The organism is Bacillus sp. GW823-FHT06B01 (assembly GCF_058952315.1).
In genome coordinates this window covers 953,295-970,300 of sequence record NZ_JBXAHR010000001.1, presented here as the reverse complement: position 1 = coordinate 970,300, position 17,006 = coordinate 953,295, and the positions used below count along the sequence as shown (strand labels likewise).

The window sequence follows — 17,006 nt, the reverse complement described above, 5'->3', positions numbered from 1 at the left end:
AGCTTAAATATCCTAATAAAAAACGAGCTGGAAATGTTTACGATTCCATACTCGTTTTTTTATTGTTTGTTTTACGTTTCTCGGAACGATTTAATTTAACCAAGTGTACCTTTTACTTCATTTCTTGTTTGAAAATAGCATCTTCTACATAAATTTGTTCTTTGTCAACAGCAGTGCTATGAGATAATACTAAACCGATTGGTGTTTCTATGCCTTTATTTTGAACAATTGTAAAAGGAACATTTTTTTCATTTGCTAATTTAATGTATTTTGATAAATGTGGGTAAGCAATGCCACCATTTAGGAATATTTGTAATGATTGAGAAGAGCGCATGCTACTAGCTACTTCAGAATATACATTACTTTGCATTACTTGACCGATAGTTAAAGCGATTTCTACACGCTCACGTAACGTAGTTAAATACATATTACGTTCTTCTGGTTTGTTCTGCTTTTGGCCGTAAATGCCTTCTTGGAGATAATCTTCCACATTTTTATTTACCATATTTTTCACACCTTTCATTTTCTATTGTACGAAAGAATGAAGCAGGATGCAAAAAAAGTCGCATCGAATGTAAAAAACTTTGAATGAAAGGAAGGAAAATGGAATGTATCAATCTAAACAATTAATAAGGACATTAAAAATTTTATCAACACATATTAACAAAATGTGACAATAATCTATTAACGAATCGCATTTTTTGTGTTAATATTCAAAATATAAAGGGTGTTCGTCGCATGGAAATGGAGGGAATGGGGGTTTTTCCAATCGATAAGGATATTAAAGAAGTATTTTGTTCGCACTTGAAAAACAACAGGCACCAATTCGTTGAGAACTGGAAAAACAAAATGATAATTTCCGATAAAGATCCATTTAAACTAGAAGCAGTTCAAAATGGAGAGGATTTATTAGAGTTAATTATCGAACTTACTATGGAAGAAAAAGATATAGATTATCTTCAGCCATTATGCGAGAAAATTGCTATTGAACGTGCAGGGGCAGATGCGAATATTGGAGACTTTGTTTATAATGCAAATGTGGGAAGAAATGAACTTTTCGAAGCGATGTGTGAATTAGATGTTAGCGCACGTGAATTGAAACCGATTATGGCCCAAATACATACTTGTTTTGATAAATTAATTTATTATACTGTTTTAAAATACTCGGAAATTATATCAAAAAATTTAGAGGAAAAACAGCAATATATTAATGAAACACATAAAGAAAGGCTGACGATTTTAGGGCAAATGTCAGCAAGTTTTGTACATGAATTCCGTAACCCACTCACTTCAATTATGGGGTTTGTTAAATTATTAAAGGCAGATCATCCAAGTTTATCTTATTTAGATATTATTTCGCATGAATTAGACCAATTAAATTTTCGTATTTCGCAATTTTTACTCGTATCGAAAAAAGAAATGTGGAATAAATCAGAACAATTTTGGCTTAATGATTTGTTTCAAGATATTATACAGTTCTTATATCCGAGTTTGGTCAATGCAAATGTTTCGATTGAAAAGAATTTACCGTATCCAATTCCACTTGTTGGCTATCGGAGTGAAGTGAGACAAGTATTTTTAAATATATTAATGAACTCAATTGACGCTCTAGAATCAATGAAAGAAGAGCGGAAAATTATCATTGATGTATTTGAAGAAGATCAATCGATTCGAATTGTGATAAAAAATAATGGGCCAATGATTCCAGCTGAAAGTGTAGAAATGATTTTCGAACCATTTGTAACTACTAAAAAGTTAGGAACTGGTATTGGATTATTTGTATGTAAACAAATTGTAGAAAAACATAATGGGTCCATCATGTGCCGTTCAGATAACGAATGGACAGAATTTCAAATTGTATTTCAAAAATAAACAGTCTACACCAAATGAATGGTGTAGACTGTTTTAATTCGTAAGTATAACGGCTTCTAATTTAGGATTTTTAGTTGAATAACCTAAAAGTGAAATTGTATATATGATGTTCGGTTCGACTTTGAAATTCGGTATAGTTAGTAAGACGCTGGGATTATCGGCGAGTGAAACTTCAATATCTGCTGTACCAGGACTAACTTCCAAAAAATCTGTTATTTGTTTAAAGAGTACATTTTCAAATAAATGATCTCCACCTTTTAAATCTACATTTACAACAGGGGTATCTGGAGAAAAATGTGCAAAGCGTATTTTTGCTTGACCAGCTGGTAAATGTGTATTATCAAGCATAGGTTGTAATTGTAGATGATTGTCACTATTTATTGCGGCAAAAGTATAAGTGTGATTCCCCATTATTGGTACTAAAGCTGAAAAGATGGGAGTTTCATTTCCAACAGGGACAATATCTATACGGTATTTACCTTGCACTAATGTTAAATAGGGACTAAATTGTTTAAATGAAATATTTTTAATAACCTTTTGCCCGTTTACTAAAATGTCAACCGCAGGTGTATTGGAAGCAGAGTGAAAAAAACGTATGTGTGACGGTAAAGCAGCTTCTTGTGAATCTCTTTTTTCATACGCCTGTACAAGTTTCGTAAGCGCATCGTAATATTTCATATATAGTTCTACATATTTTTTCGGATTTTTAAATTGATAGTAACGAGCGAGCTGTTCGTAACGTGCAGCTTCTTGTCCATATTTTTCGATTTCAGATTGAGACATGAATATTCCTCCTTTGTCATCATTAAAACTATATGCTTAACAAGAAAGAGGTTATGCGAAAAAATTGTTTTTTGAAGGAGAAAAGTTGAAAATTAATAAAGAGTATTGCTTATGGATAAGTGTTTTTTAGGCGAAAGAGCCTTATAATTTTCTAGAGTATACAGCAATATATCATCTATGTTGGATGATGATATACCGATTACAATGTATATTTCGAAATAAAAAATCTTAAGAGCGTATGAAGTAACACATCGAAAACATGTCCAAAAATCCTTAGGAAACTAGGGATTTTTTTAATAATGGGCAAATACACATACAAAGTGATAATTGTCCTACATAAATTATAAAGGAAAGGTAGTTTAAACATAAGGAAAGGAATAAAATATTGGGATGGGGATATCCAAAAAGGAATTGTGAATGGAGTTATGGACGATTTTGTGCTTTACGATGTAGGATGAATTTTGAATTTGTAACATTATTTTTTCTATTTACGTTAGCAAGTGGCAATATTAACCGATAAAAGAGCGTCGTGCCGAACTGATTAATGTGGTTAATCGGTTCTTTTTTTATTGTATAAAACGGAGGAGAATGTATGTGAAATATAGGTTTCTATAAAAATAATTGCTATGCATTTAGTAGGATTAATTGTCGATATTTGTTTGAAAATATGCAATATAAAGTAGGAGAATAGGAAGGAGTTTAAAGGGAGTTTCGTCGAAGTTTACACAATGTCGGCAATTTAGGGAAGCTGATATTATTTTAAGAAAATATGTAGTGAAGCGTTTATTTTATATAAAGGAGGGTTATTGGAGCGTATAGATAAGGGTTGGTCTTCGTTTTAAGTTCTGAATTTTCTGTTTTTGAAATTAATATTTAGCACTCATTTGTATATTTTATAATAGTTTTTTGATAAAATCACTGCTTTCGCAGAGGGTTCTTTTTTATGAAAGAAACGTCAATTTTCTTCATATATATATACAAATTGGAGAAATGGGGGAGCGCTATGCGCGATTACTTAATTAAACCACTTGTTGGTCAGCCGTATCCAATGATTTCACATGGAAAAGGTGTGTATTTGTATGATCAAAACGGAAATAAATATTTTGATGGCTCGTCAGGGGCAATTACGGCAGGTATTGGGCATGGCGTAAAGGAGATTGCAGATGTTATAAAAAAGCAAGCAGAGGAGATTGCTTTCGTTTATAGATCACAGTTTACGAGTGAACCAGCTGAAAAATTAGCGAAGAAATTAAGCGATTTAAGTGTAGGAGATTTGAACTGGAGCTTTTTTGTGAATAGTGGTACGGAAGCAAATGAAACAGCTATGAAAATTGCAATCCAGCATTTTCAAGAGCGAGGTATTCAAGGGAAGCATAAAATTTTGTCACGATGGATGAGTTATCACGGTATTACGATGGGAGCCTTATCAATGTCTGGGCATCCACTGCGCAGACAACGTTTCGTGTCAATTTTAGAAGATTATCCAACTATTCCAGCTCCATATTGTTTTAGATGTCCGGTGCAAAAGGTATATCCAACTTGTCAGCTTGCTTGTGCGACTGAACTAGAAAGATCAATTGAAAGAATTGGTGCAGAACATATCGCAGCTTTTATCGCTGAACCGATTATCGGAGCAGCTGGAGGCGCAGTCGTTCCGCCGAAAGAATATTATAAAGTCATTAAAGATATTTGCAGTCATTACGATATTTTATTTATTGCTGATGAAGTAATGACAGGGCTTGGTCGTACTGGCGCATGGTTTGCGATGGAGCATTGGGGTGTAGAACCGGATATTATGACTCTTGGTAAAGGTTTAGGAGCTGGATATACACCGATGGCAGCGACGATTGTAAGTGACCGTGTTATGGAGCCAATTTTACGTGGATCGCGTTCTGTAATGAGTGGGCATACGTTAAGTGCAAATCCATTATCTGCAGCAACAGCTCTAGCTGTTATTGAATATATGGAGAAACATAATCTACCTGAAAAAACAGCAGAAAAGGGAGAGTATTTAATAAAAGGACTACAGAAAGTTCAGCAACAATCGACAATCATTGCTGATGTGCGCGGAAAAGGGTTGCTGATTGGAGTAGAATTGCAACCGTTTACAAAAGCGTCGGAACTTATTTCGGTTGCAGCTAAAAATGGTCTTCTTTTATACCAAGCTGTTTCAGGGCAAGCAGGAAAAGAAGATAGTGCACTGCTTGTAGCACCGCCGATGACAACTACATATTCCGAGTTAGATGAATTACTTTCAATTTTTGCAAAAAGTGTAGAAGAAATGATGCAAAAAGGAGGGCATAGTATCGCATGACAACTATTACGAATACATTCGATAAATTAAAAGAGATAGAGGAAGTAATTTCTTTGTTCCACGATGATATGACATTAATGTTTGGAGGATTTGGGGGGATTGGATCCCCTCCATCTTTAATACAGGCGATTTTAGAAAAAGGAGTTACAAATTTAAATTTAATAGGAAATGACACGGGATTTCCTGATGTAGGAATCGGTCGTCTTGTTACGAATGAAAGAGTAAAATCATTAATTACTTCACATATTGGTTCAAATCCAAATGCAGGAAGACAGCTAAACGAAGGAAGGTTACAAATTGAGTTTTCTCCTCAAGGAACATTAGCAGAGCGTATTCGCGCTGGTGGTGTAGGACTTGGAGGTGTATTAGTTGATGTAGGTGTTGATACGATTGTAGAAGAGGGAAAACGTACAGTTGAAATGAATGACAAGACATATTTAGTTGAAACAGCATTAACTGCTGAGGTTGCAATTGTATATGCGAAAAAAGCGGATCCGTTTGGTAATCTTGTGTTTGATAAAAGTGCTCGTAATATGAATCCTCACGTAGCTATGGCAGGGGATATAACGATTGTAGAAGCAGAAGAAATAGTTCCACTTGGAAGTTTAGATCCAGAAGAAATTGTTGTCCCAGGAGTATTTGTAAATTATATCGTACCGTCGGAAGGAGTGAATTGGAAATGGGTATGGGCGTAGAAGTGAGAGATAAGATTGCTAGGCGCGCGGCGAAAGAAATACAAAATGGTATGATTGTAAATTTAGGTATTGGTATACCATCGCTTGTACCGAATCATCTTCCTGACGATATAAACGTTATGTTTCATGCGGAAAATGGAATTGTAGGTATGGGACCTACGCCAAGAAAAGGGAATGAAGACGAAAATTTATGTAACGCAGCAGGTTTACCGACTTCTCTAATTACAGGAGCGAGTTATTTTGATAGTTGCACAGCGTTTGGGATGATTCGAAAAGGTTTATTAGACATAACGATTCTTGGTTCATTACAAGTAAGTGAGAATGGTGATTTAGCGAACTGGATTGTACCAGGAAAACGCGTTCCAGGTATTGGGGGAGCGATGGATTTGGCACAAAAAGCGAAGCGGGTCGTTGTTGTGATGAATCATGTCGATAAATACGGAAATGCAAAGATTGTTTCGGAGTGTACATTACCATTAACTTCAAAGAAATGTGTAGATTTAATTATTACGGATATGGCAGTTATGGAAGTGACGCAGGGTGGACTCGTTTTACAAGAATTAATGAGTCCATACACAGTGGAAGATATAAAACAACATACAGAAGCTGATTTCAAAATTGGCTCTAACTTACTAGTAATCGAATGAGGGGAGATGTAATATATGGAGCAATTAAAAAAGAAAATTTGTGATTATATCGAGAGTCATGAAGAGGAAAGCGTAAAATTTTTAAAACGATTAATTCAAGAAAAAAGCGTATCTGGTGATGAAAGTGGTGCGCAGGCAATTGTGATTGAAAAATTACGTGAGCTAGGTTTAGATCTTGATATTTGGGAACCTTCATTTTCTAAAATGAAAGATCATCCTTATTTTGTATCACCGCGTACAAGTTTTTCAGATAGCCCGAACATAGTGGCAACTTTAAAAGGAAGTGGCGACGGGAAATCTATGATATTAAATGGACATATTGATGTCGTACCAGAAGGAGATGTGAATCAGTGGGACCATCACCCTTATAGTGGTGAGCAAATAGGGAATCGTATATATGGTCGTGGAACAACGGATATGAAAGGCGGCAATGTCGCACTGATGCTTGCGATGGAAGCTATTATTGAATCTGGTATTGAATTAAAAGGAGATATTTATTTCCAAAGTGTAATTGAAGAAGAAAGTGGCGGGGCAGGAACATTAGCGACTATATTACGAGGATATAAAGCAGATGGTGTCATTATTCCAGAACCAACAAATATGAAGTTTTTCCCGAAACAACAAGGGTCCATGTGGTTTCGTCTACATGTGAAAGGCAAAGCAGCACACGGTGGAACGCGTTATGAAGGAGTAAGTGCAATTGAAAAAAGTATGTTTGTTGTAGATCATTTGAGAAAATTGGAAGTGAAGAGAAATGACCGAATTACAGACCCGTTATTTAAAGGAATCCCCATTCCAATTCCAATTAATATTGGGAAAATTGAAGGTGGGAGTTGGCCAAGTTCTGTTCCTGATTCATTAAATTTAGAAGGAAGATGTGGTATTGCGCCGAATGAGACTATAGAGGCAGCAAAAGAAGAGTTCGAGAATTGGATCGCTGAATTAAATAATGTGGACAATTGGTTTGTTGAAAATCCTGTAGAAGTAGAATGGTTTGGAGCGAGATGGGTTCCTGGTGAACTAGAAGAAAATCATGAGTTAATTACGACACTAGAGCATAACTTTGTTGAAATCGAAGGGAATGAACCGATTATTGAAGCATCTCCGTGGGGGACTGATGGAGGTTTATTTACACAAATCTCAGGTGTACCAACGATAGTATTTGGTCCAGGAGAGACGAAAGTAGCACATTATCCAAACGAATATATAGAAGTTGATAAAATGATAGCTGCCGCAAAAATTATTGCATGTACATTACTAGATTGGTGTGAGGTGAAAAAATGAGATACTATGAATCTTTTAGAGAACAGACGAATGGCTATACAGTAGAAGGCGTTTTAGACTATTTTAATAAACGTATTCGAGTAGACCACTACACAGGAAATATTGAGAGGATTATCCAAACAATTGACGAATTAGCAGAGAAGCATTCTTTCACTAAATGTATTATTAAAGGAAAGGGAGAGCATGTTTCTACATGGCTCTCTTTCGGTTTTTTATTGGAAGCAACAATACCGCATTATTTTCAAGGTCACGATGCATACTTCTTCGTGAAATTTATTAATGATGAAAGACGAAATAGTATTCATTGGGCTGAGGAAGATACCATTTTAAGCGGTGTTAAAGCAAAAGAAGTAAAGGAAAAAATAGTACCAGAGAAATTTTTATTAAGAAAAGCGACAGAAGAGGATGCGGAAGAATTAGCGGCTGTCTTTGGAAAAGTATTTGAAGTTTATCCGACTCCTTTAAACGAAGCGAGTTATGTAAAACAAACGATGAAGGAAGAAGATACAATATACTATGTGTACGAATTCGAGGGGAAAATAATTAGTACAGCATCTGCAGAAATGAATATAAAAGAAGGAAATGCAGAATTAACGAATTGTGCTACTTTACCCGAATATCGTAAGCATGGGTTTATGAAAAGTTTACTAATTAAGTTAGAAGAAGAACTGCAAGAAAAATCGATTTTCTGCTCCTATACAATTGCTCGATCGCTTTCTTTCGGAATGAATGCGGCCTTTCATCAGTTAGGTTATACGTATACAGGAAGACTGGCGAACAATTGCTACATTTTCGATAAGCTGGAAGATATGAATATATGGGTGAAAGATTTGTCTAAATAGTACGGTATAAAAAATGGAACGGAATCGTCATGCTTATAATCGCATATAGGTATGCCGGAAATTAGGCATGTGATTGCTGAATTTTCGGCAAAAGGGGGGATGACATTGCTAGCAGTTTCGACACAAGAAGTCATTGAAGCGATTTTGGGCAGTATTGATGAGGCTATACATGCAGTAAATGAAAATGGTATTACAATTTTCTATAATACTGTAGCTGCAAAACACGATGGGTCAAAAATTGAAAAAGTGTTAGGAAAACATTTGTTAGAAGCGTTTCCTTCTTTATCTAGGGAAACGAGTACGTTAATGAAAGTGTTAGATACAAAAAAACCAATCGTTCATCAAGTTCAGCATTATCAAAATTTAAATGGGGAAGACATTTGTACAGTAAATACGACGTTACCTATTTTTATAGATGGAAATATTGCTGGGGCTGTTGAAATTGCAAAGGATTATTCCACAGTTCAAAAACTTACGGATACAATTGTAGATTTGCAGTCAAAAATAAAGCGGTCATCTAGAAAAAAAGCAATTAAAAAGCATGTTGCATTTGAGACGATAGTGACGGATGATGCTCGATTTAAACAGACGAAAGAATTAGCACAAAAAGTAGCGCCAACTGATGCAAATGTTTTAATATATGGGGAAACAGGAACAGGGAAAGAGTTATTTGTACAAGCGATTCATGAAGCTTCTAAACGGAAGAACAAGCCATTTATTGCACAAAACTGCGCAGCTTTGCCAGAGTCGCTATTAGAAAGTTTATTGTTCGGAACGACGAAAGGTAGCTATACTGGGGCAATTGAACGAGCGGGATTATTTGAACTTGTAGATGGTGGGACATTGTTTTTAGACGAACTGAATTCAATGCCTCTCGATTTACAAGCGAAAATGTTACGTGTATTAGAAGATGGTGTTATTCGTCGAATTGGTGATAATAAGACGAGAAAAGTAGATGTTCGCGTTATTACTGCAATGAATCAGCCACCAGAAATATGTTTAAGAGAGAATAAAATTCGTACTGATTTATATTATCGATTAAATGTCTTTTCATTATATATTCCGCCGCTACGTGAAAGAACTGAGGATGTCTTATTATTAGCGTCTTATTTTTTGAACGAATATAATAAAAGTTATAAAAAAGGTGTACTTCAAATGGATAAGGAAGCGAAAGAAAGACTACAAGCTTATCAATGGCCTGGCAATGTTCGTGAGCTAAAACATACAATTGAACATGCTGTCATTATTGCAGAAGGGGATACACTAACAGCCAATTGTTTACCGCGTACATTTCGGAAAGAGAATCTGCCAAAGAATAAGAGTATATTGCCACTTAGAGAAGCACTTCATCAAACGGAAAAGGAATTAATAGATCAAGCGTTAATTGAAACGGAAGGGAATATATTACAAGCTGCAAAAATGTTAGGTATCCCTCGCCAAACGCTTCAATATAAATTGAGTAAGTACGACAAAACCGCCGAATAATTGGCGGTTTTTGTGTGTTTGCACCAATAAAAGAGCGTTTACATATATAAAAAGTAATGAATATGATAGTATGTATGGATTTTATACAGTGCTTACAAATATTTTTTCGTTTATGTAATAGCGTTCACCGTACATTTACTTATCAATAATGTAAAGTTGGCATAACTATTGCTTATATAAAGGATGAGCGTATAAAAAGGGGGAATAGCAATGTTACATGATGTATACAAACCAAATCGTCACTGGAAGGATATCGAGTTGTGGAAGGATGTTACTGAAGAGCAATGGAATGACTGGGTTTGGCAATTAACGAATACGATCAAAACTTTGGATGACTTAAAGAAAGTGATCAATTTAATACCTGAAGAAGAAGAAGGTGTTAAAATTTCAACAAAAACGATCCCGTTAAATATTACACCGTACTATGCTTGGCTAATGAATCCTGATGACCCACGCTGTCCGATTCGGATGCAATCTGTACCGATCTCGGAAGAGTTATATAAAACAAAATATGATTTAGAAGATCCGCTTCATGAAGATGAAGATTCACCAGTTCCAGGGCTAACACATCGTTATCCAGACCGCGTATTGTTCTTAGTAACGAATCAATGTTCTATGTATTGTCGTTATTGTACACGCCGTCGTTTTAGTGGACAAATTGGAATGGGTGTGCCTAAGAAACAATTAGATGATGCAATTGGTTACATTCGTGATACACCACAAGTACGAGATGTATTAATTTCTGGTGGTGACGGTCTTCTTATTAACGATAAAATTTTAGAATATGTATTAAAAAATTTACGAGAGATTCCGCATGTCGAGATTATTCGTATCGGAACGAGAGCGCCGGTAGTATTCCCGCAGCGTATTACAGAAAACTTATGTAATATTATTAAAAAATACCATCCAGTATGGTTAAATACACATTTCAATACTTCTATTGAAATTACAGAGGAATCGAAAAAAGCATGTGAAATGCTAGCGAATGCTGGTGTTCCAGTTGGAAACCAAGCAGTAATTTTAGCTGGTATTAACGACAGCGTTCCAATTATGAAAAAACTTATGCATGACTTAGTAAAAATCCGTGTACGTCCATACTATATTTATCAATGTGACTTATCTGAAGGTATTGGTCATTTCCGTGCACCAGTATCTAAAGGTCTTGAAATTATTGAAGGTTTACGCGGTCATACATCTGGTTATGCGGTTCCAACATTCGTTGTAGATGCACCAGGAGGCGGCGGGAAAATTGCGCTTCAACCAAACTATTTAATTTCGCAAAGTGCAGATAAAGTTGTGCTTCGTAACTTTGAAGGTGTTATTACAACGTATCCAGAGCCAGAGAGTTATATCCCAGGAAGAGCAGAAGGGTACTTTAAAGAAATCTATCCAAACTACGAAGAAAAACGTTCAGATGTTGGTATCGCAGGTCTTATGAGTGATAAGAAATTTAACCTTGTTCCAGACGACTTACAGCGTATGAGCCGTCGTAAAGACTATGAAGATAATGACACTCATGCATCACTAAAAGATAAACGTGATAAGCGTGATCAACTTAAAGATAAAAAGTATCAATCGCAAATGGCTAAATTAGAAGAAAACGACAAAAAAAATGAGGGTGATGCAGTATGAATTGTATGTGGTGTGACAGTACAGAAGCGAAAGAAAGCTTGAATACTGTATATTGGGAATTACCAGATGGTACGAAAGCCATTGAAATCCAAGAGACACCATGCATTTCTTGTTCCTCATGTGGTATGGACTATCAAGCAGATCAAACAGTGAAAGAAATAGAAGATCAATTGTTTCTAATTTATACGAAAGATTTACCAAAACAACTAACATATGAAGAATTAATGGGAAGACCACGTCTATTAAAAAGAAATTATTTCGACTTTTAACCAGCTTTTATGCTGGTTTTTTTCTTTTTTGCCTTGTATAATGTATCCAAGTTAGAAAGGCAGGGAATATTTTTGAAAAAGACATTTTACCACTATATGATGAAGCATCGTGCAGCTTTATTTAGTAATGAAGTATCGAATTTAGCAGAAGCAATGTATGATGATTTAAGCTTTCCAAAGCAATCTGAAGATTATGATGAAATTAGTTCATACTTAGAGTTAAGTGGATTGCTAGAAAGTATGTCTATATTTGATGAAGCTTGGGATTTATACATACAAGAGAGATAAGAACTATATGAAATTTTTGACGTGAAGCTAGTCTATTTGCTAGCTTTTTTTACGTTGTAAATAATTTTTTTATACGGTGATATTTTTTATTGAAAAAATTTATGAATATACGCTTCTGTGATAAGCGTTTTTATGTAGGTTGCATATACTGTTATCAAAATCACGACGTCAAAAAAAGGAGAGATATAGATGGCGAGAAAAAAGCAACCTAAATATAACGTAGGGGACATAGTCGTGATTACGCTATATGGAACCGTTGGTAAAATCACAAATATGAAGGTTTTAGATGGAGTTTACGTTTACGAAGTCAATAATCACGATGGGTTTTACGTAGAGCAAACGTTGCAGCACGTTTCAGAGCAAGATATGAAAAAAGGTGAAACTGAGTGGATTGAATTAAATTATAATTTCACATTTGGTGATCTCGTGCAAGTAACAGGATACGATAAAGATGTGTTTCGAATTGTTGGTTTTCGTACAGAAGTATGGAGATATAAAAATGACGCATGGGAAGATACTATATACGAATTGTCACGAATTACGGATGGTGAATGGTTAGAAGCGGATGAATCAGATTTAACGTTACTTGCCAATGCTCAAACGGCAAATGCAATTTTGAAGAAAATGAAACAAGATAAAGCTGGTATGAATAAATTAGATTTAGGAAAATTAAAGTCAATTAACAACTCAAAAAAAGTGAGTGTTAAGACAAATCGTCAAGAGATCATTGATGGATTACTTGATATTTATAACGATTATCAATTGTTATTCGATACATTTAAAGATGAAGAATATAAAATTGTTATGGATGTTGTTCATAATTATTTAGTTAAATTGACAGAGAAAAAATAGTTAACTAGAAAGAGAGAATGAATTGAACAACAACATATGCAGTATAAGGTATGCCTACAATTATTAAAAAAATAAAAAGCCATTTAATAAGAGAGTCTGCCCATTGATCTTCATGCATGAACTCTTCTTTTGTTTGCCCTACTTCTTGTTCTACCTCATATTGGTATTCCATAATTAAATCCCCCTTTTTGATAGCTTGTACTACCATCGTATGCATCTCGTCCAAAGGATATGACCTATAAAAAAAGAAAAACTATTTTTCTAATCTCATATACATAATTTTGAGATTTTTTCATAAAACAGAAATAAAGGAGTGATGCTCATGAAGGAAATTGAGGTCGTAATTGATACGGAAGAGATTGCGGAGTTTTTTTATGAGCAACTAATTGAAAGAGGGTACGTCCCAAAACGAGAAGAAATTGAAGATCTCGCAGATATTACATTTGAGTATTTATTAGAAAAATGTATGATTGATGAAGTTTTTGATGAAGAGGATGAGTGAAAGTAACGGCGGGCTTAACTCGTCGTTTTTTACTCTTTACAAACTTGTCACAAATATAGTCGGAAATTATTGGTATAATTAAAAGAAAATTTTACTCAAGAGGTGAAGGGATGTTCAAAAAAATTATTGATTCTTTATTAGGTAGGAAAAAAAATCGTTCGTATTCTAGTAGTGATTATCGCCATAGAGGTCGCTCTTATTCAAGTAGCGATTATAAACGACGTTCATCTGGTTATGGGCATCAGCATTATAAAAGAAAACGTAAAAGTCGTAGCTTCTTTTCAAGTAGCTGATGAAATGGCGTCGTATACTAGCTTTATTTGATAGACCACTGCGAAAAAATACAATCGTTGCAGAACGTTATAAAATTGAATCAATAATTGGAATGGGCAGTTATGGGGTTACATATGTCGTTAATGATTTACAAATAAATAGAAATAAAGTCTTAAAACAATTAAGACAGAGTAAACAAAGATATGAGTCTGGTAGAAAATCATTTGAACAAGAGAAAATGATTTTACAAACATTAAATCATCACGCAATTCCTAGTTTATATGATCATTTCGTATGGGAGAAAAAAAGCTTTTTCGTGATGGAATATATGCCTGGTAAAAATTTCGAAGATTATATTTTCTTAGATGGGCATGTATATACAGAACGTGAAGTTTTAAAAATTTTATATGAAATATTAGAAATTGTATCGGTGTTTCATAATAAAGGTATAATTCACCGAGATTTACGCATTCCAAACATATTAATGAAAGAAAACCAAATTAGTATTATTGATTTTGGATTAGCTAAATTGAAGGGTGAGGGTGATGAACGAGCTACAGCTTATGAAGGTGAACAAGCTTTGATGCGAGAAGTTCACTTTCGTAGCGATTTTTATGCGCTTGGTCATTTCTCGTTATTTTTATTATATGCAGGCTATGAATCTAATGAAAAACATGAAAAACCATGGTATGACGAATTAACTTTGGAAAATTATAACCGTGAAATGCTTATGCGAATGTTACAAATAAAAACGCCGTACTATGAGAATGTACAAGATTTAAAAAAAGATATAGCTTTTGCTTTAGAAAGGATGGAGGTTCCGTGTTTCAAAAGTTTTTAGCAAGTGTTGGTATTGGTAATGCAAAAGTAGATACAGTTCTTGAAAAAGATGAGTATATTGTTGGAGAAGAGATACTAGGGAAGGTTCATATAACTGGTGGTTCAGTTAGCCAACAAATTGAAAGCATTTACTTAACATTATCGACGTCGTATGTACGAGAAGTGGATGATAAAAAAGTAACAGCAACATATGATTTAGAGCGAGTTCGTTTAACAGAACCTTTTTCTGTTGAGCCGAATGAAAAAAAAGAAATTCCATTTTCATTTATAATGCCAGTTGAAACCCCGCTTACACTTGGAATGAAAACAGTTTGGGTGCATACAGGTCTTGATATTAAACGAAGTATAGATCCAAGTGATCGTGATTACATTCAAGTGTTGCCCAATGCACTATTAAATAGTGTGTTAGAGAGTGTAAATCAATTAGGTTTTAAAGCGCGTCATATAGAATGTGAAGAATTACCATATCGATTACGTAAGCAAGTTCCGTTTGCACAAGAATTTGAGTTTGTTCCTGTTTCCGGAGAGTATTATGGGAAATTAGATGAACTAGAATTATTAATCTTACCAAGCGTTTACGATCGCCTAGAGATTATTATGGAAGTAGACAGAAAATCTCGCGGATTAGCAGGTTTATTTGCAGAAGCGCTTGATCTTGACGAGAAAGTGATTCGCTTTACAGTAACGAATGAAGATATTCCAACAATGCAAGAAAAAATTAACAATTATATTTTTAAATAAACTATGCATAAAAAAGAAATGGAGAGGAAAACTAAAACAACCGCTCCATTTTTTTGTATAGTGAGGTTATGTATGTGAAACGATATCGACATTTATACTTGTTAAGTTTTACGCTACTCATTTGTTTTGTCGTATTATCACTTTCGTATCATACCGCTTGTATTGAGAAATTTGACAATATAGTCGCGCATTTTATTCAAAGCTTTCGAAACGATTACTTGACAGCTTACTTTACTTGGGTGTCTTTTATCGGTTCCAAAAGAATATATTTTCCGTTACTCATCATTCTTGTAATGTATTTTCTCGTTAGAAAAAAGTTGCTTAGTGCATTACTTCTAACAATTAATTATTATGGATCTCGTTATTTAAACAGTATGCTTAAACTATGGTACGAACGAGCAAGACCTGATGTAACGCAGCTTGTTACTGCAACTGGATATAGTTTTCCGAGCGGTCATACGATGAATGCTACTGCTTTTTTAGGATTTATTGCATACGTCACAATTACTGAAGAACGTATTACATTGCATAAAAAATTGTTGATTATTTTTATAGCGAGCTTTGTTGTATTATCTATTTCAGTTAGCCGAATATATCTTGGCGTTCACTATCCATCTGACATATTAGCAGGATGGGCAGCTGGCGGTAGCTGGCTCGTTTTATGTGTTATATTTCATAAAGCGTTCATTAAAAAAGAACCTATGTCATAATAGGTTCTTTTTCCATTGGTTCAACATGAATGTGTGCATGGTAAATGCCAAACTTTTTCCGAAGCATTGCCTCGATGTTGTCAGTAATACAATGACTTTCACCAACCTCCATACGAGCATCTACCTCGATTGTAATATCAACGTACGTTTGATTCCCGTACATACGCGCGCGAATGTCTACGATGTTTTCCACGCCACCAATATGTTCAATAGCACCAGCGTACTCTTCCATCTTATCTGGATCGATTCCATCCGTTAACATATGAGAAGCTTCTACGAAAATCTCCCATGCAGTTTTACAAATAATAAGGCCGACAATTAAAGCGGCAATAGGATCTAAAATAGGCATTTGGAACTGCGAACCGACAATACCTACTACTGTACCGATACTTACGAGAGCATCTGATAAATTATCCTTTGCAGCGGCTTCTAATGATTTACTTTTTGTTCGTGCTGCAATCTTTTTCGTATACAAATATACAAAGTACATAACGACAGCAGAAAATAAGGCTACCCATGCAGCAAGTACATTAGGCGCTGCTTGTTTCGGATTAAAAAAAGATTGAATGGCGCTAATAACAACTTCTAAACCGACCGTTGCCATAATAAAAGAAGCAACAAGTGATGCAATTTGTTCTGCTCGTGAATGCCCATAAGGATGATCTGGGTCACGAGGTTTACGAGAGATTTTTAGACCAATTAATATCGCTAAAGAAGCACCGATATCCGTTAAGTTATTTAAACCGTCAGCACGTAATGCGCTAGAGAGGGTAATATAACTGATGATAATTTTCATAGAGGATAAAAATATGTAGGCCATAATGCTGACAATAGCACCTTTATCAGCTTCTTTATGAGAAAGAGTATCCATTTTGATCACTCACCTTTCTACAAGGAATTTCTTTCTATAAATAGAGTACCAAACGAAACTCGTGTGGGTCTATACAAACATTGTTGACGTTTTTTAGGTTTTTAAG

Annotated in this window: 20 protein-coding genes; 16 read left to right on the top strand and 4 right to left on the bottom strand. The window is 34.9% G+C overall.

The genetic code is table 11. The features are described 5' to 3' along the window. Nucleotides 1-112: 112 nt before the first annotated feature. A complete protein-coding gene (locus AC1Q8N_RS05070; protein WP_000247570.1) occupies nucleotides 113-505 on the bottom strand; it encodes a YueI family protein in 393 nt (130 codons plus the stop codon). A 233-nt stretch (nucleotides 506-738) separates the two neighbouring features. On the opposite strand from AC1Q8N_RS05070, the gene AC1Q8N_RS05065 reads away from it, so the two are divergent. Next, nucleotides 739-1,872, top strand: coding sequence for a BA2291 family sporulation histidine kinase (locus AC1Q8N_RS05065; RefSeq protein ID WP_000425101.1), 1,134 nt, complete (start codon nucleotides 739-741; stop codon nucleotides 1,870-1,872). A gap of 33 nt (nucleotides 1,873-1,905) precedes the next feature. On the opposite strand, the gene AC1Q8N_RS05060 is transcribed toward AC1Q8N_RS05065, so the two are convergent. Beyond that, on the bottom strand, nucleotides 1,906-2,655 hold the full coding sequence (locus tag AC1Q8N_RS05060; RefSeq protein ID WP_098642971.1) for a DUF4397 domain-containing protein: 750 nt from the start codon (nucleotides 2,653-2,655) through the stop codon (nucleotides 1,906-1,908). 1,003 nt (nucleotides 2,656-3,658) lie between these two features. On the opposite strand from AC1Q8N_RS05060, the gene AC1Q8N_RS05055 reads away from it, so the two are divergent. From AC1Q8N_RS05055 to yodN, 10 genes are all read left to right on the top strand, one after another. After that, complete coding sequence (locus tag AC1Q8N_RS05055) at nucleotides 3,659-4,969, top strand: aspartate aminotransferase family protein (protein ID WP_001205889.1); 1,311 nt, start codon at nucleotides 3,659-3,661, stop codon at nucleotides 4,967-4,969. Next, nucleotides 4,966-5,664, top strand: a complete 699-nt coding sequence (gene atoD / locus AC1Q8N_RS05050; RefSeq protein WP_046959335.1) for an acetate CoA-transferase subunit alpha — start codon at nucleotides 4,966-4,968, stop codon at nucleotides 5,662-5,664. Before AC1Q8N_RS05055 ends, atoD begins: the two co-directional genes overlap by 4 nt. After that, a complete protein-coding gene (locus tag AC1Q8N_RS05045; protein ID WP_000525267.1) occupies nucleotides 5,649-6,311 on the top strand; it encodes a CoA transferase subunit B in 663 nt (220 codons plus the stop codon). The genes atoD and AC1Q8N_RS05045 overlap by 16 nt, the downstream gene beginning before the upstream one ends. Before the next feature lie 15 nt (nucleotides 6,312-6,326). Next, entirely contained in the window at nucleotides 6,327-7,595 is a 1,269-nt protein-coding gene (locus tag AC1Q8N_RS05040) for a peptidase (RefSeq protein WP_075311881.1), read from the top strand. Next, nucleotides 7,592-8,437 carry a putative beta-lysine N-acetyltransferase gene (ablB, locus tag AC1Q8N_RS05035; RefSeq protein WP_493521104.1) on the top strand — a complete coding sequence of 282 codons (846 nt, stop codon included), beginning with the start codon at nucleotides 7,592-7,594 and terminating at the stop codon, nucleotides 8,435-8,437. Before AC1Q8N_RS05040 ends, ablB begins: the two co-directional genes overlap by 4 nt. 99 nt (nucleotides 8,438-8,536) lie before the next feature. Next, nucleotides 8,537-9,922: an arginine utilization transcriptional regulator RocR gene (gene rocR / locus AC1Q8N_RS05030; protein WP_098076311.1), complete on the top strand. Its 1,386-nt coding sequence runs from the start codon at nucleotides 8,537-8,539 to the stop codon at nucleotides 9,920-9,922. Between the two features lie 210 nt (nucleotides 9,923-10,132). After that, nucleotides 10,133-11,554 (top strand): lysine 2,3-aminomutase, encoded by a 1,422-nt coding sequence (gene kamA, locus AC1Q8N_RS05025; protein ID WP_000902134.1) that lies wholly within the window; start codon nucleotides 10,133-10,135, stop codon nucleotides 11,552-11,554. Continuing rightward, the gene (locus tag AC1Q8N_RS05020) at nucleotides 11,551-11,823 is read left to right on the top strand and encodes a YokU family protein (RefSeq protein ID WP_000995761.1); all 273 of its coding nucleotides are present in this window, start codon (nucleotides 11,551-11,553) and stop codon (nucleotides 11,821-11,823) included. The genes kamA and AC1Q8N_RS05020 overlap by 4 nt, the downstream gene beginning before the upstream one ends. Before the next feature lie 72 nt (nucleotides 11,824-11,895). Then, the gene (locus AC1Q8N_RS05015) at nucleotides 11,896-12,111 is read left to right on the top strand and encodes a YozE family protein (protein ID WP_000750728.1); all 216 of its coding nucleotides are present in this window, start codon (nucleotides 11,896-11,898) and stop codon (nucleotides 12,109-12,111) included. 189 nt (nucleotides 12,112-12,300) lie between these two features. Then, nucleotides 12,301-12,963, top strand: a complete 663-nt coding sequence (gene yodN, locus AC1Q8N_RS05010) for a germination protein YodN (protein ID WP_000101496.1) — start codon at nucleotides 12,301-12,303, stop codon at nucleotides 12,961-12,963. 4 nt (nucleotides 12,964-12,967) lie between these two features. On the opposite strand, the gene AC1Q8N_RS05005 is transcribed toward yodN, so the two are convergent. Continuing rightward, the gene (locus tag AC1Q8N_RS05005; protein WP_000456535.1) at nucleotides 12,968-13,135 is read right to left on the bottom strand and encodes a DUF3930 family protein; all 168 of its coding nucleotides are present in this window, start codon (nucleotides 13,133-13,135) and stop codon (nucleotides 12,968-12,970) included. Between the two features lie 150 nt (nucleotides 13,136-13,285). Here AC1Q8N_RS05005 and AC1Q8N_RS05000 point away from each other — a divergent pair, with 150 nt between their 5' ends. From AC1Q8N_RS05000 to AC1Q8N_RS04980, 5 genes are all read left to right on the top strand, one after another. After that, on the top strand, nucleotides 13,286-13,465 hold the full coding sequence (locus AC1Q8N_RS05000) for a YozD family protein (protein ID WP_000658451.1): 180 nt from the start codon (nucleotides 13,286-13,288) through the stop codon (nucleotides 13,463-13,465). A 110-nt stretch (nucleotides 13,466-13,575) separates the two neighbouring features. Further along, on the top strand, nucleotides 13,576-13,758 hold the full coding sequence (locus AC1Q8N_RS04995; protein WP_000473373.1) for a hypothetical protein: 183 nt from the start codon (nucleotides 13,576-13,578) through the stop codon (nucleotides 13,756-13,758). Continuing rightward, nucleotides 13,758-14,579, top strand: coding sequence for a serine/threonine protein kinase (locus AC1Q8N_RS04990; RefSeq protein WP_048546604.1), 822 nt, complete (start codon nucleotides 13,758-13,760; stop codon nucleotides 14,577-14,579). Before AC1Q8N_RS04995 ends, AC1Q8N_RS04990 begins: the two co-directional genes overlap by 1 nt. After that, nucleotides 14,561-15,319 carry a sporulation protein gene (locus AC1Q8N_RS04985; RefSeq protein ID WP_048546606.1) on the top strand — a complete coding sequence of 253 codons (759 nt, stop codon included), beginning with the start codon at nucleotides 14,561-14,563 and terminating at the stop codon, nucleotides 15,317-15,319. The genes AC1Q8N_RS04990 and AC1Q8N_RS04985 overlap by 19 nt, the downstream gene beginning before the upstream one ends. Before the next feature lie 74 nt (nucleotides 15,320-15,393). Next, complete coding sequence (locus AC1Q8N_RS04980) at nucleotides 15,394-16,029, top strand: phosphatase PAP2 family protein (RefSeq protein WP_000833364.1); 636 nt, start codon at nucleotides 15,394-15,396, stop codon at nucleotides 16,027-16,029. On the opposite strand, the gene AC1Q8N_RS04975 is transcribed toward AC1Q8N_RS04980, so the two are convergent. Further along, nucleotides 16,019-16,900 (bottom strand): cation diffusion facilitator family transporter, encoded by an 882-nt coding sequence (locus tag AC1Q8N_RS04975; RefSeq protein WP_048546607.1) that lies wholly within the window; start codon nucleotides 16,898-16,900, stop codon nucleotides 16,019-16,021. The two genes, AC1Q8N_RS04980 and AC1Q8N_RS04975, sit on opposite strands and share 11 nt — an antisense overlap. Nucleotides 16,901-17,006 lie beyond the last annotated feature (106 nt).